The organism is Hymenobacter pini (genome assembly GCF_020421205.1).
GTDB classification, from domain to species: domain Bacteria; phylum Bacteroidota; class Bacteroidia; order Cytophagales; family Hymenobacteraceae; genus Hymenobacter; species Hymenobacter pini.
On sequence record NZ_JAIZZH010000003.1, the window covers coordinates 628,379 to 650,413 of the forward strand.

The following is a 22,035-nucleotide window of genomic DNA, read 5'->3' on the forward strand; positions in this document are numbered from 1 at the left end:
AACGTCTCCCCGCTTTTTCGTTGCCGCTTAGTTTATTCCTGCCAGTAGCCGGCCGTGACAATTTGCTGCTCTACTGCATCTGGTACCAGATACCGGATTGATTTGCCCTGCTGTACACACGCTCGGATAAACGTGGCCGAAATATCCAGCATGGGTGCTTCCACTACCTCAATCTTTGATAAGTGAGCAACATCGGGAAGTGCGGTACCGGGCCGCGGGTATACGTACACCTGATACTCGCTCAGCAAACGGTCGGCTTCTTTCCAGCGGGGTAGCCCCGGCAGGTTGTCGCCGCCCATGAGCAGCACAAACTGCTGTTCGGGGTACTGGCGGCGCAACTCATCCAGCGTAGCAATTGTATAGCTGGGCTTGGGCAGGCCAAACTCGATATCAACCGCCCGCAGCCGATTGTTGCCCGCAATGGCCAGTTCAACCAGCAACAGACGGTCCGATTCTGGCAGCAGTTCCTGCCCAACCTTGAACGGGCTCTGCGGCGACACTACCAGCCATACCTCATCCAAATCGGTTTGGGTGGCCATGAAGTTGGCTAGGATTAGATGCCCGACGTGAATGGGATTGAAAGAACCGAAAAGCAGTCCTACTTTCCGGCCCGCGGGGGCAACGGCAGCAGGACTGCTCACAGAATGGCTGATTCGGAAGTAATGAAGGCGCGCACCAGCTTTTCGGCTTCATCAATGGCTCGGTCCAAGTCGTCGTTGACGATTACCACGTCGAATCGGTCCTCAAACGTCAACTCGAAATTGGCCTTGTAGATGCGGGCCGAAATGCTGGATTCAGAATCGGTAGCCCGGTTACGCAGGCGCTGCTCCAGCACTTGCAGAGAAGGTGGCTTCACAAAGATGGCCAGGGCTCGTTCCTTATAAAACTCCTTAATGCTCAACCCGCCTTTCACATCCACATCCAGGATGGCGTGTTGGCCATTTTCCCAAATGCGTTCCACCTCGGATTTTAGTGTGCCGTAAAAGGCTCCTTCGTACACTTCCTCCCATTCCACGAAATCATCGTGCCGGATCTTCTCCTGAAACTCCTGTACGGATATGAAGTAGTAATCCTTGCCGTTGGCTTCGGTGCGGCCTCGCTTATCGCGAGTACACGCTGAAATAGAGAAGCTTAACTCCGGCATGCGCTCCAGCAGCCGGTGTACGATGGTGGTCTTGCCAGCGCCCGAGGGGGCTGAAAAGGCGATAATTTTACCCTGCATCAGGCAAAATTAGGCCATTTCTCTCTGAAGTTTTGCAAGAATTGAATCCGATAACGTGGCGGGGGCGCTTTTACGGCCCAAATGCTCGTTCACGAAATCGATGAAAATGTGCTGCTTCTCAATGCTGTCGAAGCATGGTGAGCAGTCTTTGGCGTTATCCACGAAGTACTCCGCATCCTCCGCCGTGGGCTCCTGGCCTACAATGATTTGATCGAGTATGGTATTCACACGTTCACAGTCGGGGCCGCTGCTGGCAGCAGGGGCACCGCTCTGGTTGGTTTGCTTTGTAGACGTAGTTTCCATAGCGGGGGCTTTGGCTGAAGGGAAATTATTCGGATTCGTCGGAAGAGTCTGCATCGCCATGATCATCGGAGCCATAGCCCATTGACTTGGCATATTTTTCAAGTTTTTCTTTGAGGAAGTTGCGCGCCCGGTGCAAACGGGAGCGCACCGTACCAATGGGGATGTCCAGCACTTTTGCCATTTCCTCATAGGTAAACCCTTCCAGGTCGCAGAGGATGATGACCGTGCGAAAATCCACGGGCAGCGAGTTCAAGGCGCGGGCTACCTCATCACCGATCAGGTCGCGCACGGCTTGTTGCCGCATGTCGGAGGAAGAGGGGCCGGCATCGTTATCCGCCTCTACATCTTCCGAGTTGTAGTATCCTTCGATCTCGCTGTAGTCAACCTTGGCGGGCTGCTTACTCTTTTTGCGAAAATCGTTGATGAACGAATTTTTCAGGATGCGAAACAGCCACGCTTTGGCATTCGTTCCCGGCTCGAAGTACTCAAAGAAGCGATATGCTTTCAGATAAGTTTCCTGCACAAGGTCATTTGCATCATCTTCATCGAGAGTGAGGCGAAAGGCGAAGTTGTACAGAGAATCGAGCACAGGCATCAGTTCGGCCTGAAAACGCCGGTCCTTTTCCTCTTTGCTCAGTTTAGGAATCCGCTCGGGAGAGTCGCTCATGAACGCTAAAAATTGCGGCTGAATATTAAGAAAATACCGCTGTCAGACAAATCTATGGGAGTATACCGGCTTTGGTACAGAATGTTTCTGCAGCGCAAAATACCGGTTGATGCCTGCCGATTATAAAATCAACAGCCCCAATTGCCCAGGTAGGCTACCTTACATCAAGGGGAGGCGCACCAGTGCAGGACGCCTCTACCTACGGGTTTTGCAGCTAAGTAGGTTGCACCTGTGCTCTAGTAGTGCATACTTGGCGGTATAACTCATGTGTTTGTGCTGCCCCCATCGTGCAATACATCCGTATTTATCAGGCTGTATCAGGCCAGCGGCAAGGGCAACCATTGTTGAATGCGGGCTAGTACTTGCAACGGCTCCAGTGCCTTAATGCACGTGCAAGCGGCGGGTTGGGCCCGGCAATCCTCACAATCGGGTTTATCCAGTACCAGATACTCGGCATGGGGGCCGAAGGGAGCCCAGCGGCCGGGGTGCATGGGCCGGATGGGCGGGTACAGCCCCAAGGCGTGCCGGCCCAGCGCCGCGGCTAAGTGCAGCGGCCCTGTGCTACCCGCTACCAACCCATCGGCCGCGGCAATGAAGGCGAGAAACTCCGGCAAGGCCAACTGCCCGGTCAGCTCGGCGGTGATGTATGCTTGGTGCTCCACTAGCCACTCGCGCAGCTCCTCTCCTTCGGCAGCCGTGCCGGTAATAAACACCCGATGCCCGGCCTGGTGCAACAGCCGGGCTAGTGTGCCAAAATGCGGTAGGCCCCACTCCCGGGCGCTGCCCCGGCTACGCGGGTGCAGAATAACGTTGAGCTGTCCTGATTGCCGGTCTTTGAGTAGCCGCTGCAACTCGGGCCGCAGCTCCACGGCTGGCCGTATCTGTACCAGATGCGCTACTTCCGGTATCGGTAATATGCTGGCTTCGCCCACACCTGCCAGCAACTGCAGGTTGAGTTGGGCTTCGTGCAGGGGTGAATGGCGGCGGCTCAGTGACACCAAGCGGTTGCAGGTGAGCCAGTGGAACCACCGGTTGCGCGTGCCTACGCGGGTACGAATGTCTGCTTTGCGGGCCAGGTGGGCCAGCTGTCTGTTGGGGAAAATATGCAGAATTGTATCGGCACCGGTGGCCCGAAGGGCTGCAACCTGCTCGGCAGCGGGTAACTGCTGCAACTCATCGAAATTTACAAACTCATCCAGCCACGGACAAGCTTCGGCTACTGCCTGCGTGTAGGTGCGGCCCAACAACAGTACCTGGCATTCCGGGAACAGTTGCTTTAAGCGGCCCGCCACGGGTAGGGTCAGCACTACGTCGCCGATGGCATCGGTGCGGCTGATGAGGAAGGTTTGGCTCATACGCGCGGCTTGGTTTTGAGCTTGGCAAACTTCAGAAACACGCCCCAGGCCGAAATAACGGCAATGCTCAACCCGGCGAAACCATCTAAAAAGCCCAGCCTTAGGAAGTAACCGTGCACGAATTTCCACCACGGCTTCAGCAACAGGTGAAACAGGGACACGTTGCGTTTGCCCCGCAGCCACAGCTCCTCAGCGGCAATGCTGGTGAAGCGGTTGAGTTGCTGCACATGCTGCTCTACGGAATCATAGGAATAGTGCAGGGCGTCACCGGCCAAGGGTATCGGGGCGGGCTGATTAGGGCTTAGCTCGTACCGTTCGTGTAGTAGCAGCCCCGTCCACTGGCCCAGACGCCGGTCATAGAGACGTAGCTTCCGGTCAGGGTACCAACCGCCGTGCCGCACCCAGCTGCCGCAGTAGTTGGTGAGGCGGGCCAGGGTGTAGCCCCCACCCTGCCAATTGGTTTTGGCCACCTCAATATTCTGGCGCAATTCTTCGGTCAGCACTTCATCGGCATCCAGCTGCAGCACATGGTCGTTCTGGGCTTGGGCAGTGGCGTAGTTTTTCTGCTGCACGTAGCCTTCAAAGGCATATTGCACCACGCGCGCCCCCAACTCACGGCAAATTTCCACGGTGCGGTCAGATGAGAAACTGTCGACTACCAGTAGCTCATCCGCCACGGGCCGGGCAGCTTTGAGGCAGCGGGCAATGTTGGCTTCTTCGTTGAAGGTGATGATGACGACGGACAGCGGAACCTGGGGCATAGCGCGGGCAAATATCGGGGTTTTGCGCGGGCGGGTTACCTTCTGCAGACTGGGGTAATTCAAGACTATATTTTACGTACCGACCGGCCATGACTATTTCGCGGAATCCTCGTCAACGGATGTGTCTTATGTATTGGCTGGCAGGAAGCGCCATATTGTTTGGTGCCTGCGAAACGCCACCTTCTACTAGGTTTGACCCGGTGGCTATAGGTAAACCGCGTGACTTAACGCGGGTACTAGGGCCCGCGGGCCAGTTGATAGGGCCGGATACAGCCGACTTCCTGCTCACCTACGATCCGGCTACTCAGTTGAATAGTTTTTCGTTGGTGCATGCGGCCGATACGATGCCGTGGCTTACTGCGCGGTCTTTTAGGTACAAAGGCTTATACTATCTGGTTACGCCGGGGCTGGATTCAACAAGTACCTGGGTACACGCGGTGCGAATCTCCGGGCGTGCCGTGCAGGGTTTGGGCACTGCCTACACGCAGATGGCTGACCTGTCGGCGGAGGTGGAAGCGGGGAAATTTTCGGAACTGGTGCGTTACCATAGTCTGACTTCCGACAGTATTTGCGTGCGGTTCGATAAAGCGACTTTGCACAGTTTCTACCGCTCCCTGCCAGATAGCTTCCCTGTTTATCGTTTACTACCAACGCAGCGGCTTAGCCGTACGTCCACAGTAAACAGAGACCAGCCGCGTGCGGCTTTCAGTGTGTACCCGAATCCGGCAACTGAAGTGGCTACCGCAACTTTCGATACGCCGGAGCGGCATGCCGTCCGCGTGCTGGATGCCGCCGGGCGTGAAATCTGGCAGACATCCAGCTCAGCTGCAGCCATTCAACTGCCCATGAGCTTACTCTCTACCGGGACTTACACAATTCAGGCGTCTGCCACCAATAGCCGCCCGGTATTTCACCGATTATCGGTGGTGAGGTGAGCAGCCGCTTGTACAAAACCTGGCCGTGGTTGGTTACGACGACGCTTTTCCCGTATACCGCCCAGTTACACAGCTTCTGTATATGACTGCATCTTCCGAAAAAATTGCCCTGGTAACAGGTGCCACGGCCGGTATTGGCACCGTTACAGCCCGGGCGCTGGCGCAGCAAGGTTTTCATGTGATACTGTTGGCCCGCAATGCGGACAAAGCCGCCCATACCCGCCACGAAATTCAACAACTGGCTTGGCCCGGCCGCCGCGTAGATGTGCTGCTCTGCGACTTGTCGGACCTAGGCCAGGTGCGCCGGGCAGCCGAGGAGTTTTGCCAGCGCTACGGCCACCTGGATGTGCTGGTGAACAACGCCGGACTGGTGCTGGGCGACGAGCGGCAGGTATCGGCTGATGGCTACGAGCTAACGCTGGCCACTAACCACCTAGGGCCGTTTCTGCTTACCAGCTTGCTGCTGGACCGGCTGCAGCAGAGTCCGGCAGCGCGCATTGTGAACGTGGCTTCCATGGCGTATCAGTTTGCCAAGCCCGACTTTGGTACGCTGGAAGTTGCCGGCAGTTACTCGCCCATGCGCGCCTACGCCAATTCCAAGCTGTACAACATCATGTTCACGCAGGAGCTGGCGCGGCGGCTACGGGAGCACAGCATCAGTAACGTAACCACCAACAGCCTGCACCCGGGAGTAGTGGCCAGTAGCTTCGGGCAAGGCTCAACCTGGTTTACCAAGGCGTTTTATAAGGTGGCTGCGCCGTTTATGACTTCTTCTGAAGAAGGTGCCCAGACCAGCATTTACCTAGCTACGGACCCGGAGGTAGCCGACACCAGCGGCGGATATTTTGTAAAGAAACGGCCAGAAGCCGTGAAATCGGGTTACAACACGCCCGAAAACGCGCGGCAATTGTGGCAGCGCAGTGAGCAATTGACGGGCGCAGGATTTTTAAACTAGGATTCGGGAGCTACCAAACAATGCACTGACTTAATAGCTTTGCATAGTCAATTCATGTACCTACCTGATTTAAGAAAACAATGGAACTTGGCATCAGCTCATTTGGCGAAGTAGCCCCCGCCCACGTAGCCGGTGGTGATACTGCCGCCGCCCAACGCACCCAGGAACTGGTGGCCCTGGGCCGCCGCGCCGACGAAGCCGGCTTGGATGTAGTGGCTATTGGCGAGCATCACCGGGCCGATTACGTGGTATCGTCACCGGAAATGGTGTTGGCGGCGGTGGCGGCAGTGAGCAGCCGGGTGCGGCTCACCAGTGCCGTTACGGTGCTTAGCTCCACCGACCCCGTACGTACGTTCCAGAACTTTGCCACCCTCGACCTGCTTTCCAACGGCCGGGCCGAAATCATTGCCGGCCGGGGCTCTTTTATTGAGTCGTTCCCGCTGTTTGGGCAAGATTTGCAGGATTACGATGCCCTGTTTGCTGAGAAGCTGGGCTTACTGTTGCAGCTTAACGAGCAGGAAGTAATTACCTGGCAGGGCAAACATCGGGCGGCCATTGCAGGCAAGGGTGTATATCCGCGGCCGGTGCAGCCCAAGCTACCCATCTGGATTGGGGTAGGTGGCACGCCGGCTTCCGCGGCCCGGGCTGGCTCCCTGGGGCTGGGGCTTACAATTGCTATTTTAGGTGGTGCGCCGGCTCAGTACGTATCATTTGCCGAGCTGCACCGCCGGGCCGCTCAGCAGGCCGGGCATAACGGGCCACTGCCGCTATGCATCAACTGTCACTTCCACATAGCCGAAGATTCCAAACAAGCTGCCGACGAGTTCTTCCCGGCTTACTCATTGGTGATGAACCGCATTGGTCGGGAGCGGGGCTGGCCGCATATGTCACGGCAGCAGTTCGACTACCTGCGCGGGCCACAGGGGCCGCTGTTCGTAGGCACGCCCCAGGAAATCACCGAAAAACTGGTGTACCTGCACGGGCTGTTCGGCAACACACGCTTTATCGGCCAGCTGATGCTGGAAGGTATGCCCCACGAGGCCGTATTACGTTCCACTGAACTGTTTGGGCAAGTGGTAGCCCCTGCGGTGCGTGAGCGGCTGGGCATCACTGCTACTGTCTCGTAGGCACCAAGCAACCAGAATGAAAAAGGGCTGCCATTTCTGGCAGCCCTTTTTTAGTATCGGAATAAAAGCAGAACTGTTAATCCGGAAAGTTTGGGTTTAGTAGCGGTACAGGTCCGATTTGAACGGGCCTTCTACCGGTACTTTGATGTAATCAGCCTGCTTGGGCGTCAGCTCATCCAGCTCCACACCAATTTTGGCGAGGTGCAGGCGGGCCACCTTCTCGTCGAGGTGCTTGGGCAGGGTATATACCTGGTTTTCATACTGGTCGGCGTGCTGCCACAGCTCCAGTTGGGCCAGCGTCTGGTTCGTGAAGGAGTTCGACATCACAAACGAGGGGTGGCCGGTGGCACAGCCCAGGTTCACCAAACGACCTTCAGCCAGAATGATTACCTCTTTGCCTTCGATGTTGTACAGGTCCACCTGGGGCTTAACAGTGTCTTTGGTGTGGCCGTAGTTTTTGTTCAGCCACGCCATGTCAATTTCATCATCGAAGTGGCCGATGTTGCAGACGATGGCTTTGTCCTTGAGGGCGCGGAAGTGCTCCTCACGCACGATGTCGCAGTTGCCGGTAGTCGTAATTACGATATCGGCATCCTTGATAGCGTTTTCCATCTTCTTTACTGCGTACCCATCCATAGCAGCCTGCAGGGCGCAAATGGGGTCAATTTCCGTTACTACCACGCGGGCACCAGCCCCACGCAGCGAAGCGGCAGTACCTTTTCCTACGTCGCCGTAGCCAGCTACCACGGCCACTTTACCGGCCATCATCACGTCGGTAGCGCGGCGGATAGCATCCACAGCCGACTCTTTGCAGCCGTATTTGTTGTCGAATTTCGACTTGGTTACCGAGTCGTTGATGTTGAAGGCGGGCATGGGCAAGCTGCCGTTCTTCACGCGCTCCATCAAGCGCAGAACACCCGTGGTGGTTTCCTCCGAAATACCTTTGATGCCGGCCGCCAGCTCAGGGTACTGATCCAGCACCATGTTGGTCAGGTCGCCACCATCGTCCAGAATCATATTCAGGGGCTGGCGTTCCTCACCGAAGAACAGCGTCTGCTCGATGCACCAGTTGAACTCCTCTTCGTTCATGCCTTTCCAGGCATATACCGGAATACCAGCGGCAGCAATAGCAGCAGCGGCGTGGTCCTGGGTGGAGAAGATGTTGCATGACGACCACGTTACGTCAGCGCCCAACTCAATAAGAGTTTCGATGAGCACCGCCGTTTGAATGGTCATGTGCAGGCAGCCGGCAATGCGCGCGCCTTTCAGCGGCTTGCTGGCGCCGTATTCCGCCCGCAGCGACATGAGGCCGGGCATTTCGGCCTCAGCGAGGCGGATTTCTTTGCGGCCCCACTCGGCGAGGCTCATGTCTTTCACTTTATACGGAACGTAGGCCGTGGTCTTAGTCTCCATCAGTCGGATACAGTGGTGAAGTAGTCGTTTTTCTAACCGCAAAGATACTCGATTTGTTATCCATTTGCCTGTTCCTAGAAACCCTTGCTCCAGACGACAGGAAGGCTGCCCAGGTTCACCTAGGCAGCCTTCTGGGCATTGCTATAAAAGTGGGGCTCGCTTAGTTATTGGAAACGATAACCGCTTTGGGCTGCTGATCCGTTGGTACGCCGGCCCCAACAATACCCCGTACTACAATAGTGTAGATTTTGCCGCCTTCATAGGTTTTGGTGCCGGAGCCGGTACCGTCACCTACGGCCAGTATCTGGCTACGTGGGTTGCCGCCGGTGATGCTCAGGCTGTAAGGTCCGGCGTTGATGGTCACAAAATCGGAGGCTGCACCAAAAGCTACGTCTGGCGTCAGGTCAGTGCTGGTTCCGCCAGCTAGTGCAGAGGGCGCCGTGAGCCGCACGGGCGAGGGTGCTCCTACGGCCAAGTGTACTACTCGCACTTTAGCCTGATTACTGGCCGGAGCAGTCAGGTTATCCGTAACAAACAGCAAGGAGGCACTGCCAATGGTAGCCGTAGGCGAGTACACAAATGCCGAGTAGTTCTGGTCTTTGGCAATGGCTACCTGCTGGGTGGCAACCGTGGTGTTTGAGCCATTGACGATGCGCAGGGAGGGGGTACCAACGCCTACGCCCACGTAGCCCGTGTTCTGCCCATACGTGAGTTGGCCGGCCTGCTGGCTATCAAACACCGCCGAAACCTGGGTGTTTGCGGCAGCAGCGGCGTGCACTATCTGCACTTTGCCCTGGTCGGGCATGGGGGTAGAGTTATTGTCATCATCGTTGCCGCAGGCCGAGAAGGCCAGGGTGGCGGGCAAGGCCAGCGCAAACAAGGCAGGACGGAAAAGCGAGGTCAGCGTTTTCATAAGCAGAGAATTGGATGAACTGACTGCCAAAACGAAGGCAAGTGCGCTTTTGTTGGATCAGGGCTAAAACTTTTCCTCGATGAATTGCACTTTTTTCTCGTCCAAACACTTAGCACTCTGACTATATATCCCGTAGCTTTGTCTTCATGCCCCAACACCAATTGAACCGCACTTTCAGCACTTTACGGTCTTCTGCTCTGGTTGCGCTGTGTAGCCTTGGCCTGTCCGTAGCCGCCCAGGCCCAGCACGCCGCGCCCGTTATCCGACTGTCTCCGGAAGATCAGCAGCGCGGCCTTAATGGGGTGCAGAAAAACTTCTATTTCGCTACCGGCGAGGCTGGTAGCTCCGAGGATTATCAGAGCGCTGGGTTCTTTGGGCAGCGGCTGCGGCCTTACTTGGCCGGTAACCAGGAGGCACTGGATAATCTGAACCGGTATCGGCGGCAGAAGTGGCTGTTCGTGGCCGAGCGTCTCACCTTTGTGGGTGCGGTAGGCCTGTACGGACAGCAGGTGTATGCTCACCCTGAAAAAGAGGAATATTTTAATAATACTCAGCAGGTTGCTGTGGGTATTGCGGCCTTTAGCCTGTTGAGTAACGTGCTGATTTCGCGCAATACAAACTCCCACTTTAAGCGGGCAGTGGAAGCCCACAATGCCGGCGCACCGGCTGCCCGCACGGGCATGCTGCAGCAGCTACGCCCCAGCACCGTGGGCTTGGCGGCCAGCCGCACCGGGCGGCCCCTGCTGGCGCTGAGCTGGAACCTGCGCTAAGCACTTCTCCGTTACCCGGTATTCCGGGCTGGCTTCATCTATTCTGTAAGCTTACGGCTGATGGAATGAGAGGGAAGCCGGCCCGGAATACGCGTTTGTAGCCCTTACGGTAAGCCACGCCGCGCACGGCCCGTGTGCTTTAGCAGTTTCCTGCTTACGTTTGATCTTGCTTTTTGCCTGGGCGGCCACCGTTACATGGCCGGCCCAGGTCTGATTTCGTAGGAAACCTACATGGAATACCCCCTGCCGACGGCAGCCCGGCAATACGTTGCCCAGCACCTGCACGACGACCCCGCCCAACTGGCCCTGCAAGCCCGCCGCCACCCCGGCCTGCCCGTGCCCGACCTTATCCGCCAGATTCAGGCCCGGCAGAAAGCTCGCACAAAGCTGCCGGAGTGGGCCGAAAACCCCGACCTGATTTTCCCGCCTACGCTTTCGGTGGAGCAGGCTTCCTCAACCCGCACGGCCGAGTTCAAGGCCTCTTTGGTGAAGGGGCAGCGCCTGGCCGACCTGACAGGAGGCTTTGGAGTGGATGCGGCCCACTTTGCCGCTGCGGTATCGGAAGTGCATTACGTGGAGCGCAACGCTGCCCTGGCCGATGTAGTGCGCTACAACCTGGCGCAGCTGGGCATTGAAAACGTGCAGTGCCACACCGGCGACGCGGTGCAGTTTCTGCGCAACACGCCTGATACCTTCGATTGGCTGTACCTGGACCCGGCCCGGCGCGACACAGCAGCCAAGAAGATTTTTCGGTTGCAGGATTGTGAGCCGGATGTCCTGCGCCTGATGCCGCTGCTGTTGCACAAAGGGCGGTGTGTGCTGCTGAAAACTTCGCCCATGCTGGATATCGAGCAGGCTATTCAGGAGTTGCGGCAGGTGCGGCGACTGTGGGTGGTGGCCGTAGACAACGAGTGCAAAGAAGTCCTGTACGAGCTTGGCCCCGAGCCGGCCGTAGACCCCGAGCGGTACACTGTGAACCTACTGCGCAACGGGCAGCAACAGGAGTTTCGGCTGAATCGAGCCCGCGAAACCCGCGCCGTGGCCCGCTACGCCGAGCCCCAGCAGTACATGTACGAGCCCAATGTGGCCGTGCTGAAAGCCGGGGCATTCAAAAGCATCGGCACAGCCTTCGAGTTGCTGAAGCTGCACCAGCACAGCCACCTGTACACTTCCGACGTGCTGCGCGCCGATTTTCCGGGCCGGATTTTCCGGATTCAGGCGGTGGAGAAGTACGATGGCCCGGCCCTGCGCGCCCACCTTGGCCCCGATAAACGGGCCCACGTAACCACCCGCAACTTCCCCGACTCAGTAGCAGAATTCCGCCACCGTACCGGAATCAAGGAGGGCGGTGAACTGTATCTTTTCGCTACCACTAACCTGGAAGGAAAGCTGATGGTGCTGGTGTGCGAGAAGTATCACTGATTACACAGATGTCGAGCGGATTCTGTGGACGATTGTCCGTGGTATACGCGTTGTCCCGGTAAGTCAACAGACATTCGAGTAACCATTTCACTTACTTAGCCGGGCTAGTCCATTTGCTGCCTCGGAGGCGAAAGCGCCAAGGGAGGGCGGCGTCCTCACCGGCGTAATCGATACCAACGCGGGGGGAGGCAATGATGTCAGCGGCAGCAATGGATTCGTGGTGGTCTTCCAGCCAAATAGTGGGGCCGGTCAGGTCGAGGCCGTAATGGGCCGTGGTGATACCTAATGCCTGCGTGAGTAGGCCGGGCCCGGCCGTGAGGTTGCGCTGTACCTGGCTCAGTCCCCGGCGCAACTGCATTTCGGGCAGGCCCTCGGTGGGCTCCAGCCCGCGGATGAGCACGGCATCGGCTTTGCCAGCTTCGTTGGTGATAATGTTGAATAGCGCGTAGCGGCCATACACAAGGTACACGTACGCTACCCCGCCGGGCTGATACATAATTTGGGTGCGGGCAGTGTAGCGTCCGAGGTGAGAGTGGCAGGCCTGGTCGTTGACGTGGGCGTAGGCTTCGGTTTCGGTGATGCGGCCGCCAGTAAGCACCCCATCGATGCGAGTGTAGAGGTACTTGCCCAACAAGTCGCGGGCAATCTGTACGGGGTCGGGGCGGCGGTAGAAATCCAAGGGAATAACGGACATAAATGGCAAGTGCATAAGAGCGTGAACGGATGTATACGCCGGAATGCCTACCTTTGCCGCTGTAAAGGTGGCCGGACCCTAATTGCGGGGCGAGGCTGAAAAGGGAATTCGGTTAAAATCCGGAGCTGTCCCCGCAACTGTACGCTTCATGAGTCGGCGCGTCATCACCGGCCACTGTTTCTGCCCCGGCACTTAGCTGGGCACTATTGAAATGGGAAGGCGACGCGCCCGGAGCAAGCCAGGAGACCTGCCTTTGCAATTTCCCATGTTCAGCGCTTTCGGAGGAAAGGCGGAGAATGAAATCAGTGGTAGGGCATTGGTCCTGCGAAGTACCTTTCTGTTTTCGGCCTCGGCTTCGGGGTTCAGCCGCCACCCGGCAGTTGGGCAACGAGGTTTTGAACTGAATTTTTCGAGTGCGAAAATTTGGTTCGGAAGTTACCCTTTGCTGTTTGCTTGCATACCCGCCGCTGGTGGGTGGTAGCGGCTGCGCTGTGGCCAGGGGCCGCGCATGCTCAAACGCCCACTGTACCAGACACGGCCCGTATTCAGCACTTGCCCGTGGTGCACGTGCCCGGCACCCGGCCGGAGCGGTTTGCTGTGGGGAGCCGCCGCATTCCGCTCGATTCTCTGGCCCTGGCCACTTACCGCACCGGCACGCTAACGGATGCGCTAAGTGCCCGTACGGCTATTTACCTCAAAAACTACGGCCCCGGCCAGCTGTCTTCCATCACGCTGCGGGGCACCTCGGCGCGGCACACGGCTGTGCTTTGGAACGGCTTTAACATCAACCTGCCCTCACTCGGGGAGGCCGATTTTTCGCTACTCCCGGTGAGCGGGTTTACGCAGGCCGAGGTGCAGCCGGGTCCGGCCGGGGCTACCTATGGCAACGGAGCCATTGGGGGCACGGTGCTGCTGACATCGGGTGGGCAGTGGGGCCTGGGCTGGCGCGGCGCGGCGCAGACAGAATACGGCAGCTTTGGGCTGCGGGCCGGTACGGCGGAGGCATCGTTCAGCAACCAGAAGCTGGCCGTGCGCACCAGCCTGCTGTACCGCACCGCCGATAACGACTTTCGGTATTACGCCCAAGAAGCTCAGGGCCGGGTGCTGCGGCGCCAGGAAAATGCCGGCCTCCGGCAAGCCAGCTTCACGCAGGATGTAACCCTGCGCCTGGGCCAGCACGGCGAAGCAGCCATAGCGGTGTGGCTGACCGATGCCGACCGGCAAATTCAGCCCGGCATTGGGGCCAACAACACCCGCGCCCGGGAGCGGGACCAGAGCCGCCGCCTGCTGGGCAGCTACCGGCACGTGGCCACCCGCCACGAGTGGGCCGCCCGAGCCGCGTGGTTCGAGGATATTCTGAACTACCGCGACGAGGTAAGCGGCCTGAGCGAATCCCGGGTGCGGACCAGCCAGGCCCAGGCCGAATACACTTGGACGTTTGCGCGTAATGCGTCGGCGCGGCTGGGTACCGAGGCCCAGCATTTTGCCGCCCAGGTAGATGGCTACGGTAGCCAGCCGCGCACCGAAAACCGCTACTCCGGTTTCTTGCTGCTGCGCTACGACCCACGGCCCCGGCTCCGGCTGTCCCTGAACCTGCGTCAGGCGTTGCTGCCCGGCCGCCGCCCGCCCCTCACGCCCACCGCCGGTGCTGAGTGGACGGCTCTGGAAATGGGGCGGAACGTAGTACTGCTGAAGGCCAGCGCCTCGCGCAGCTACCGCGCCCCTACCCTCAATGAGCGGTACTGGCGCCCCGGGGGCAACCCTGATCTGCTGCCCGAAGAAAGCCTGGGCTACGAGGGCGGCTTAGCACACACCTACGACGCTACCCCGGCCCACCTGCGCCTGCAAACGGAACTGACGACCTACCGACAAATGGTGGACAACTGGGTACAGTGGACGCCGGGAGCCACGTACTGGTCGCCGCGGAACCTGCGGCGGGTGCGGGCTCAGGGGCTAGAGGCCAGTTCCAGCTTCACCTGGAAGCCGGGGCCATACCAACTGGCGGCTCGGGCTAGCTACGCCTTTACGCAATCCGTCAAAACAGCCGGCACGTCTACCGATACCGACCCTGTGGGCCGACAATTGCCCTTCGTGCCGCTGCACACCGCTGCCATTAGCACCGACCACGCATGGCACGGCTGGCAACTAAGCACCACGCTCACCTTCACGGGCTACCGCTACACCGACGCCTCCGCCACGGATTTTTTGCCCAGCTACTGGCTGCTCAATGCCTCACTGGGCCGCACCCTTACCGTGCGCCCCGGCTGGCGGCTGCAGGCGCTGGCGCAGGGCTTCAACCTGGCCAATACCTCTTACCAAAGCTACCAGAACCGCGCCATGCCGCTCCGCAGCGGCAGCCTGAGCCTGCGCGTGTTGTGGCGCTGATTTCGCCTTTTTACCTGTTTTTCAATATGAAGCACTCTTTCCTCTTCAACCGCCTGAGCTCCTGCTTGCTCCTGAGCGGCGCCGCCCTCAGCCTGGTAGCCTGCGACCCGAACGACCCGGAGCCTACCGAGCAGCCCATTGTAACTAACAGCGTGTTCGTAGTGAACGAAGGCAACTTCACCCGCTCCAATGCCGACATCAGTCTGTTCAGCAAGGCTAGCGGCACCGTTACCAGCAAAACCCTGTTCAGCTCCACCAACGGCCGGCCGCTGGGCGACGTGGCCCAGAGCATGGCTATTCAGGACAGCCTCGGCTACATTGTAGTCAACAACAGCAACAAGCTGGAGGTCGTGTCGCTGGCTAAGTTCCGCTCGAAAGCCACTGTAACGGGCCTGAAGCTACCGCGCTACTTTGCCGCCGCCTCATCAGCCAAAGGCTACATCACGGAAACCGTATCGTACAGCGGCGCTAACGGGCGAGTTTCGGTGCTTGATTTGAAGACCAACACCGTCAGCAAAACCATTGAGGTAGGCGTGCAGCCTGAACGGCTGGCCGTGGTAGGCTCCCGCCTGTACGTGACTAACAGCGGCAGCAACACCGTGACGGTTATCAGCACCAGCACCGATGCCGTGGAAGGTACCATTACGGTAGGCGACTCGCCTAACAGTGTGGTGGCCGACCGGGACGGCAACGTGTGGGTGCTGAACGGGGGCAAAACATTCTACAACGCGGATTATACCGTGGATTACAGCCGCACCACCAAGGGCAGCCTTTCCAAGATTGTACCCGGCCAGCTTACCGCTACCACCCGCGAAGTAGCCTCCAACCGCAGCTCACCGAGCCGCCTGACCATCAACGGAGCCAAAAACCAGCTGTATTACACCTACCTGGGCGGCGTGTACACCTTGAGCATTACGGATGCAGCCTTGCCCACTACCCCGCTCATCAAGCGTGGCTTCTACGGCTTGGGCGTTGACCCACAGGATGGCACCATTTACGGGGGCATCGGCTCCTTTACGGCGGCCGATAAGGTGATTCGGTACCGCAGCACCGGCGCCCCCATCGACTCTTTCACGGTGGGTATCGGCCCCAACGGCTTCATTTTCTACTAGTCCCGTCCTTCTGAGCTCTGAAAACAGCCTAGTATTGCCCCCGGCAACCGCAAAACGCCCCGTAAACTTGCGTTACGGGGCGTTTTGCTTTCTGGAATCTGCGGGCGACTAGGCTGCTTGGGCCGCAAGTAATTGTGGGGCTCGGCAATTAGTCGGCGATACCGTCGTTATTACGGTCCTTCCGGTCGGTGGCCGACTCATATTGCTGACGGCCGGTAGGGCCTGCGGCCGTGTCGCGCTGCAGGCCGGAGGCGGCGGAGTCATCAGCCACGGTGGCCTTCTGCTGGGTTGCTGGGTCGAAGCTTTTTTCGGCGCCGCGCTCCACATTGGTATCCCCAGAGTTGGAGCCCGTGTTGCAGGCCGACAGGGAACAAATAAGCAATGCGGCTACGGCCAACGGACGAAGATGGGAGAGCGTTTTCATGGGCTGGGAGAATTGAAAGAGCGGTGTTCGGTTAACTATTTTGGGCTGTACGGCTGACCGCCCGGCTGGTTTTTGCGTAAGATGATTTCCTCTCTCCTACCACAACCATCTCATCACGCTTTCGTCTGCTTTACTCCGTATGCTTCACGCCGACCCATAGGTAGTTCTCCGTACTTCCGCCCCTGTATGCAGCCAACGGTTATCTTTGCCCGCCTGTATCTGCAGACATGAACCGAGCCCCTTCCCGAATTACCGCCTATAAGCCATTGCTGCGAAAAACAGCTTGGCTGGCGGGCAGCAGCTTTGCTCTTGCCCTGCTCTTAATAGCGTACCTGTACGGTGTGCAGGACCATTTCTTCCAGCGGTTGTTCGGCGCATTTTTCGTATTTTTCTGGCTACTGGCCATTACCTTCCTGGGAGTGGTTCCTTTTGTAAATTGGGCCACAGCCAATTGGTTTGGGAAACAGTGGGCTGAGGAAACGCCGCCACCCGTGCGGCGCGCCAAGCCCGCTTCCCCACCGCCTTCTCGTACATCCACGCGTACCGCCCCGCGGTTGAAATCAACTCAACATCCGTGAAAACGACGCTTCTCCACATCAAAAACATGGTTTGCCCACGCTGCATTGATGCCGTGCGCAACCTTCTCGAACAAGCTGGCTACCGTCCTACCGACGTGACGCTGGGCCATGCTCAGCTCGACCAGAGCACGCCTGCTGACCCCGCCTCCGTAGCTCCCATGCTGCGCGAAGCCGGCTTCGACGTGATTATGGGCCGGGCCGACCAACTGACGGAACAAATTAAATCGGCGCTGGTGGAGTACCTGGAGCACCTGCGCACCGCGCGCATGCCTCTCACTACCTCGGCTTTCCTCACCGACCGTTTTGCGGCCACCTACTCGCACCTGAGCAAGGTATTCTCGCGCACGGCCAACCTCACAATTGAGAAATACCTCATTCGCCTGAAAATTGAGCGGGTAAAGGAAATGCTCAGCTACAATGAAATGACACTGAGCGAAATTGCCGAGCAGATGCGTTACAGCTCAGGCCAGCACCTGAGCAACCAGTTCCGGCAGGTAACGGGCCGCTCAGTAAGCGAATTCCGCCGCGACCTGATGCCCCGCCGCCTCTCGCTGGACCAGCTGGCTTAATTTGCCCCGACCGCAATAAAAAAGCCGACCCGCCTGCCGCGGGTCGGCTTTTTTATTGCGGGGTCTAGGGAAGTCATCAAACAGAACGTCATGCAGAGGCCGGAGGCCGAAGCATGACAAGTACTTTCTACAACGCTAGCCGGGCAAGACGCTTCGCTGCGCTCTGCATGACTATCTTTCCTAGGTGTCATTAATTCCCGAAAAAGGCAGGCCCGAACATTGTACGCAGTGCGCCCGGGTTTTGTAGAACCTGGGGCTCTTGGCGGCAGTATTGTTGCTAACACTGCTGCTTTCACTTTGCCCGTTTTTCGTATGCGCCCTTTTCTGCTACCCACCCTCGGCCTGAGCCTGTTTGCCCTGCAGACCGGTTACGCCCAACATCAGCACCACACCCCGGCCCCGGCTACCACCACCGCCCCGGCCGATACCACTCGTCGCGCCGCGCCCGTGGACCATAGCCAGCACGCGGGTCACAACATGGCCATGCCCGGCATGGCCCCCGCCGATACCACCCGCCGCCCCACGCCCGGCACGCCGCACGCCGGCCACGATATGGGCACCATGAGCGGCATGGACCATGGAGGCGGCATGATGGAGATGAGCCACGCCTACTCGCGCCAACTGCCCATGAACCGCAACGGCTCGGGCACGGCCTGGAACCCCGACAACACGCCCATGTACATGTGGATGAGCCACCACGGCAAGTGGATGGTGATGAACCACGGGGCCGTGTACCTGCGCTACACCAGTCAGAATATCGGGCGCAAGGACGGCCGGCGGGGCGGCAGCGCCCTGGGTGCCCCCAACTGGTTCATGACGATGGCCCAGCGCCCCATCGGGGAGAAAGGCCTGCTGAACCTCACGGCCATGCTTTCCCTGGACCCGCTCACGGAGGGCGGCAACGGCTACCCGCTGCTGTTCCAGAGCGGGGAGGCCTACAAAGGCCAGCCCCTGGTAGACCGCCAGCACCCTCACGACCTGTTTTCGGCCCTGAGCATCGGCTACACCCACGCCTTTTCCAAGGATGTGGACCTGACCGCCTACCTAGGCTACCCCGGCGAGCCGGCCATTGGGCCCGTGGCATTCATGCACCGGATTTCGGCCATGCCCAACCCCGATGCGGCGCTGGGTCACCACTGGCAGGATGCCACCCATATCACCTTCGGAGTAGCCACGCTGGGGCTGCGCTACAAACAGTTCAAATTGGAAGGCTCCAACTTCACGGGCCGGGAGCCGGATGAGCACCGCTACGGCTTCGACCGGCCCCGCGCCGATTCCTGGGCCGGCCGCCTGAGCTGGAACCCCACCGGGGCACTGGCTTTGCAGGTGAGCCGCGCCACCATCAAACGGCCCGAGGAGCTGCATCCCGAGGAGGATGTGAAGCGCACCACGGCTTCCGTCATCCAGAGCAGCCAGTGGGGCGAGGGGCGCTACATCACCTCAGCGCTGGTGTGGGGCATGAACCAGCACGTGGAGGGCGGCCACCAGCACGGCGACGCGGCCCACTCGGTGCTGGCCGAAACCAACGTGCAACTGGGCAAGCCCGCCATGTACGGCCGCTACGAGATGGTGCAGAAATCGGACGAGGAACTGCAGATTGGCTACCTCGATTTCCCGCCCTACAACCAGGGCCTCTACACCATTCACGCCCTCACGCTGGGAGCCAACTACCGCGTGGCCCAACTCGCCAAAACCGACCTCACGTTGGGTGCCCAGGCCACCGTGTACCGCCCCACCAGCGAGCTGCTGCAGAACGTCTACTACGGCTCCGTACCCGTATCGGCCCAGGTGTACCTGCGCCTGAACCCCTCGCTGATGCGCATGAACGGCCGGTAAGGACCTCACCCCCGGTCCCCTCTCCTTGGGGAGAGGGGGTGCGTTCTGGCGTTCAGCCTTTCAGCTACAAGCCACAAGCTGTAAGCTGACGTCCGGCTCCCCCTCTCCCCAAGGAGAGGGGGCCGGGGGGTGAGGTTCCGCCAGCTGACGTCCGGCTCCCCCTCTTCCTAAGGAGAGGGGGCGGGGGGTGAGGTCCCCCCTGAACGCCGTACCTTTGCGGGCACCTTTGCCGCCGGTTGGCGGTTGTTGTTCCCGTGCCTACGTCTTCGCCCCGCATTCTGCTCATTACGCCGCCGCTCACGCAGCTCAACACTCCTTACCCGGCCACGGCCTACCTGAAAGGGTTTCTGGGCGGGCGGGGCTACACCGTGGCCCAGGCCGATCTGGGGCTGGAGCTGGTGCTGCAGCTGTTTTCCCGGGCGGGGCTGACGCGGGTGTTTGCCGAAATCGAGGCCGGCGGTTTTGAGCTGAGCGACAATGCCCGGCGCATGCTGCGGCTCAAAAACAGCTACCTGAGCACGGTGGAGCCGGTTATCCGGTTTCTGCAGAACAAGGACAACACCCTGGCCCCGCGCATCTGCCACAGCCGGTTTTTGCCCGAGGCCAGCCGCTTCGATAACGTGGCCGACCTGGAAACGGCTTTTGGCACCATGGGTCTCACCGACCAGGCCCGCCACCTGGCTACGCTCTACCTCGAAGACCTCGGCGACCTGATTAAGGAAACCGTGGGGCCGCAGTTCGGCTTTTCACGCTACGCCGAGAAGCTGGGCATGTCGGCCACTACCTTCGATGCCCTGCACGAGGCCCTGCAAGCTGCTCCCAACCTCCTCGACCGGATGCTGCTGGAGCTGCTGGATAAGCTGCTGGAGCGCACCCAGCCCGACATTGTGGGCTTCACGGTACCTTTCCCCGGCAACCTGTACGGCGCGCTGCGGCTGGCCCGGCACATCAAGTATACCCGCCCCGGCACCTACACCAGCATGGGCGGCGGCTACCCCAACACCGAGCTGCGCACCATCCGGGAGCCCCGCTTCTTCGATTACATCGACTTCCTGACCCTCGACGACGGTGAAGGCCCCTGGCTGCGGCTGCTGGAATATGTTTCTAGTTGCTCGTTGCTAGTTTCTGGTTCTGATGGAATTTTTCCCGAAGACCGGAAACTAGTAACCAGAAACCAGAAACCAGAAACTCAACTGCAACGCACCTTTCTGCGCAACGCGGCGGGCGAGGTGGAATACTGCAACGACGCTACTACGACCGATATTCCGCACCCCGAGGTGGGCACGCCCGACTATTCTGATTTGCCGCTGACGGAGTATTTGTCGGTGATTGAGGTGCTGAATCCCATGCACCGACTCTGGAGCGACGGGCGCTGGAACAAGCTCACCGTGGCCCACGGCTGCTACTGGAAGCGCTGCTCCTTCTGTGACGTCACGCTCGACTACATCGCGCGCTACGAAACCGCCCCGGCCACTTTGCTGGTTGACCGCATCGAGCAAATCATTGCCCAAACCGGCCAGACCGGGTTTCATTTCGTGGACGAAGCTGCCCCGCCCCTTGCCCTGCGCGACCTAGCCGTGGAGCTGCTTAAGCGTCGCGTGAGCATTACGTGGTGGGGTAATATTCGCTTCGAGAAAACCTTCACGCCCGATTTGTGCCGCCTGCTGGCGGCCTCGGGCTGCATTGCCGTGAGCGGGGGCTTGGAAGTAGCCTCCGACCGCCTGCTGGCGCTCATGGAAAAAGGCGTGACCATTGCCCAGGTGGCCCGCGTGACGGATGGCTTCACCCAGGCCGGCATCATGGTGCACGCCTACCTGATGTACGGCTTCCCCACCGAAACCGCCCAGGAAACCTTGGATTCGCTGGAAGTGGTGCGGCAGCTGTTTCAGGCCGGCATCGTGCAGAGCGGCTACTGGCACCGGTTCTCTATGACGGCCCACTCGCCGGTGGGCAAGAACCCCGCGAAGTACCAGGTAGTGCCCGTTGGCCCCGAGCCCGGCCCCTTTGCCTGGAACGACCTGTGGCACGACGACCCCACCGGCACCGACCACGAAGCCTTCGGGCCAGGGCTGGCCAAGGCCCTGTACAACTACCTGCACGGCGTGGCCCTGCAGGAGCCGCTCAGCTTCTGGTTTGATTTCCGGGTGCCCAAAACCACCGTGCCGCGCCACCTCATCAGCCAGGCCCTGCAGGAGCCCGGCAAGCCCGATGCGGCCCGGCCTAACAACCGCCTGTTCTGGCTGGGCAATGCCCCCGAGCTGCGCCTGGAGCCCGGCCGCAAAGGTCAGCGCGCCGTGCTCACCTTCTACGAGCAGGCCGAGGACTTCGAGGTGAACGTACCCGCCGCCCTGGGCCCCTGGCTGCACAGCCTGCTCACCTGCCTCGCCACCGACTACGACGCCAAGCTGCTGCTGAAGGAAGCCGCCGCCAGCTACCCCGCCGGCGGCCAGCCCTGGGAGCAGTTCCTACTCAGCCCCGCCTGGCAGCTGCTGCGCGAAAAAGGCCTGTTGGTGCTGTAAGATTCAACGTTCCAGCGTTGGATTCAGCGTCACAGTTTACGCGCGCCTGATGCACTGCACCTGCATACACAAGCG

Annotated in this window: 20 protein-coding genes and 1 riboswitch; of the genes, 10 read left to right on the plus strand and 10 right to left on the minus strand. The window is 59.5% G+C overall.

All coding sequences use genetic code 11. From position 1 onward, the window contains the following. Positions 1-32: 32 nt before the first annotated feature. The 6 genes from nadD to LF252_RS14095 all read right to left on the minus strand — a co-directional run bounded on the left by nadD (position 33) and on the right by LF252_RS14095 (position 4,308). Positions 33-641: a nicotinate (nicotinamide) nucleotide adenylyltransferase gene (gene nadD, locus LF252_RS14070; protein WP_226270207.1), complete on the minus strand. Its 609-nt coding sequence runs from the start codon at positions 639-641 to the stop codon at positions 33-35. Further along, positions 638-1,222 carry a guanylate kinase gene (gene gmk, locus LF252_RS14075; RefSeq protein WP_226270208.1) on the minus strand — a complete coding sequence of 195 codons (585 nt, stop codon included), beginning with the start codon at positions 1,220-1,222 and terminating at the stop codon, positions 638-640. Before gmk ends, nadD begins: the two co-directional genes overlap by 4 nt. Positions 1,223-1,231: 9 nt before the next feature. Further along, on the minus strand, positions 1,232-1,525 hold the full coding sequence (locus tag LF252_RS14080) for a hypothetical protein (protein WP_226270209.1): 294 nt from the start codon (positions 1,523-1,525) through the stop codon (positions 1,232-1,234). Positions 1,526-1,550: 25 nt separating this feature from the next. Beyond that, positions 1,551-2,192: a sigma-70 family RNA polymerase sigma factor gene (locus LF252_RS14085; protein ID WP_226270210.1), complete on the minus strand. Its 642-nt coding sequence runs from the start codon at positions 2,190-2,192 to the stop codon at positions 1,551-1,553. 317 nt (positions 2,193-2,509) lie between these two features. After that, positions 2,510-3,547 carry a glycosyltransferase family 9 protein gene (locus LF252_RS14090; RefSeq protein ID WP_226270211.1) on the minus strand — a complete coding sequence of 346 codons (1,038 nt, stop codon included), beginning with the start codon at positions 3,545-3,547 and terminating at the stop codon, positions 2,510-2,512. Next, positions 3,544-4,308, minus strand: coding sequence for a glycosyltransferase family 2 protein (locus LF252_RS14095; protein ID WP_226270212.1), 765 nt, complete (start codon positions 4,306-4,308; stop codon positions 3,544-3,546). Before LF252_RS14095 ends, LF252_RS14090 begins: the two co-directional genes overlap by 4 nt. 488 nt (positions 4,309-4,796) lie before the next feature. On the opposite strand from LF252_RS14095, the gene LF252_RS14100 reads away from it, so the two are divergent. The 3 genes from LF252_RS14100 to LF252_RS14110 all read left to right on the plus strand — a co-directional run bounded on the left by LF252_RS14100 (position 4,797) and on the right by LF252_RS14110 (position 7,325). Beyond that, positions 4,797-5,243, plus strand: coding sequence for a T9SS type A sorting domain-containing protein (locus LF252_RS14100; protein ID WP_226270213.1), 447 nt, complete (start codon positions 4,797-4,799; stop codon positions 5,241-5,243). 82 nt (positions 5,244-5,325) lie between these two features. Next, positions 5,326-6,198, plus strand: coding sequence for an SDR family oxidoreductase (locus LF252_RS14105; RefSeq protein WP_226270214.1), 873 nt, complete (start codon positions 5,326-5,328; stop codon positions 6,196-6,198). 80 nt (positions 6,199-6,278) lie between these two features. Beyond that, a complete protein-coding gene (locus LF252_RS14110) occupies positions 6,279-7,325 on the plus strand; it encodes an LLM class flavin-dependent oxidoreductase (RefSeq protein ID WP_226270215.1) in 1,047 nt (348 codons plus the stop codon). A 96-nt stretch (positions 7,326-7,421) separates the two neighbouring features. On the opposite strand, the gene ahcY is transcribed toward LF252_RS14110, so the two are convergent. Next, positions 7,422-8,738, minus strand: coding sequence for an adenosylhomocysteinase (gene ahcY, locus LF252_RS14115; RefSeq protein ID WP_226270216.1), 1,317 nt, complete (start codon positions 8,736-8,738; stop codon positions 7,422-7,424). Positions 8,739-8,898: 160 nt separating this feature from the next. Next, positions 8,899-9,651 (minus strand): DUF4397 domain-containing protein, encoded by a 753-nt coding sequence (locus LF252_RS14120; RefSeq protein ID WP_226270217.1) that lies wholly within the window; start codon positions 9,649-9,651, stop codon positions 8,899-8,901. A 146-nt stretch (positions 9,652-9,797) separates the two neighbouring features. Between LF252_RS14120 and LF252_RS14125 the strand changes: the two genes are divergently transcribed. Beyond that, positions 9,798-10,421, plus strand: coding sequence for a hypothetical protein (locus tag LF252_RS14125; RefSeq protein WP_226270218.1), 624 nt, complete (start codon positions 9,798-9,800; stop codon positions 10,419-10,421). Between the two features lie 231 nt (positions 10,422-10,652). Beyond that, positions 10,653-11,843, plus strand: coding sequence for a THUMP-like domain-containing protein (locus LF252_RS14130; protein ID WP_226270219.1), 1,191 nt, complete (start codon positions 10,653-10,655; stop codon positions 11,841-11,843). 91 nt (positions 11,844-11,934) lie between these two features. Here LF252_RS14130 and LF252_RS14135 read toward each other — a convergent pair whose 3' ends face one another. Beyond that, positions 11,935-12,537: a DNA-3-methyladenine glycosylase gene (locus LF252_RS14135; RefSeq protein ID WP_226270220.1), complete on the minus strand. Its 603-nt coding sequence runs from the start codon at positions 12,535-12,537 to the stop codon at positions 11,935-11,937. 48 nt (positions 12,538-12,585) lie between these two features. Further along, a riboswitch (cobalamin riboswitch) is annotated at positions 12,586-12,806 on the plus strand. 184 nt (positions 12,807-12,990) lie between these two features. On the opposite strand from LF252_RS14135, the gene LF252_RS14140 reads away from it, so the two are divergent. Both LF252_RS14140 and LF252_RS14145 read left to right on the plus strand, forming a co-directional pair. Beyond that, complete coding sequence (locus LF252_RS14140) at positions 12,991-14,922, plus strand: TonB-dependent receptor (RefSeq protein ID WP_226270221.1); 1,932 nt, start codon at positions 12,991-12,993, stop codon at positions 14,920-14,922. A 26-nt stretch (positions 14,923-14,948) separates the two neighbouring features. Further along, positions 14,949-16,034 carry a DUF5074 domain-containing protein gene (locus LF252_RS14145; protein WP_226270222.1) on the plus strand — a complete coding sequence of 362 codons (1,086 nt, stop codon included), beginning with the start codon at positions 14,949-14,951 and terminating at the stop codon, positions 16,032-16,034. A gap of 148 nt (positions 16,035-16,182) precedes the next feature. Here the strand turns inward: LF252_RS14145 and LF252_RS14150 are convergent, their stop codons facing one another. Then, positions 16,183-16,458, minus strand: a complete 276-nt coding sequence (locus tag LF252_RS14150; RefSeq protein WP_226270223.1) for a hypothetical protein — start codon at positions 16,456-16,458, stop codon at positions 16,183-16,185. A gap of 574 nt (positions 16,459-17,032) precedes the next feature. Here LF252_RS14150 and LF252_RS23060 point away from each other — a divergent pair. The 3 genes from LF252_RS23060 to LF252_RS14165 all read left to right on the plus strand — a co-directional run bounded on the left by LF252_RS23060 (position 17,033) and on the right by LF252_RS14165 (position 21,960). Beyond that, positions 17,033-17,605 carry a helix-turn-helix domain-containing protein gene (locus LF252_RS23060; protein ID WP_226270224.1) on the plus strand — a complete coding sequence of 191 codons (573 nt, stop codon included), beginning with the start codon at positions 17,033-17,035 and terminating at the stop codon, positions 17,603-17,605. Positions 17,606-17,917: 312 nt separating this feature from the next. Then, a complete protein-coding gene (locus LF252_RS14160; protein WP_226270225.1) occupies positions 17,918-19,441 on the plus strand; it encodes a hypothetical protein in 1,524 nt (507 codons plus the stop codon). 254 nt (positions 19,442-19,695) lie between these two features. Continuing rightward, positions 19,696-21,960, plus strand: a complete 2,265-nt coding sequence (locus LF252_RS14165; RefSeq protein WP_226270226.1) for a B12-binding domain-containing radical SAM protein — start codon at positions 19,696-19,698, stop codon at positions 21,958-21,960. The last annotated feature ends 75 nt before the right edge of the window (positions 21,961-22,035 follow it).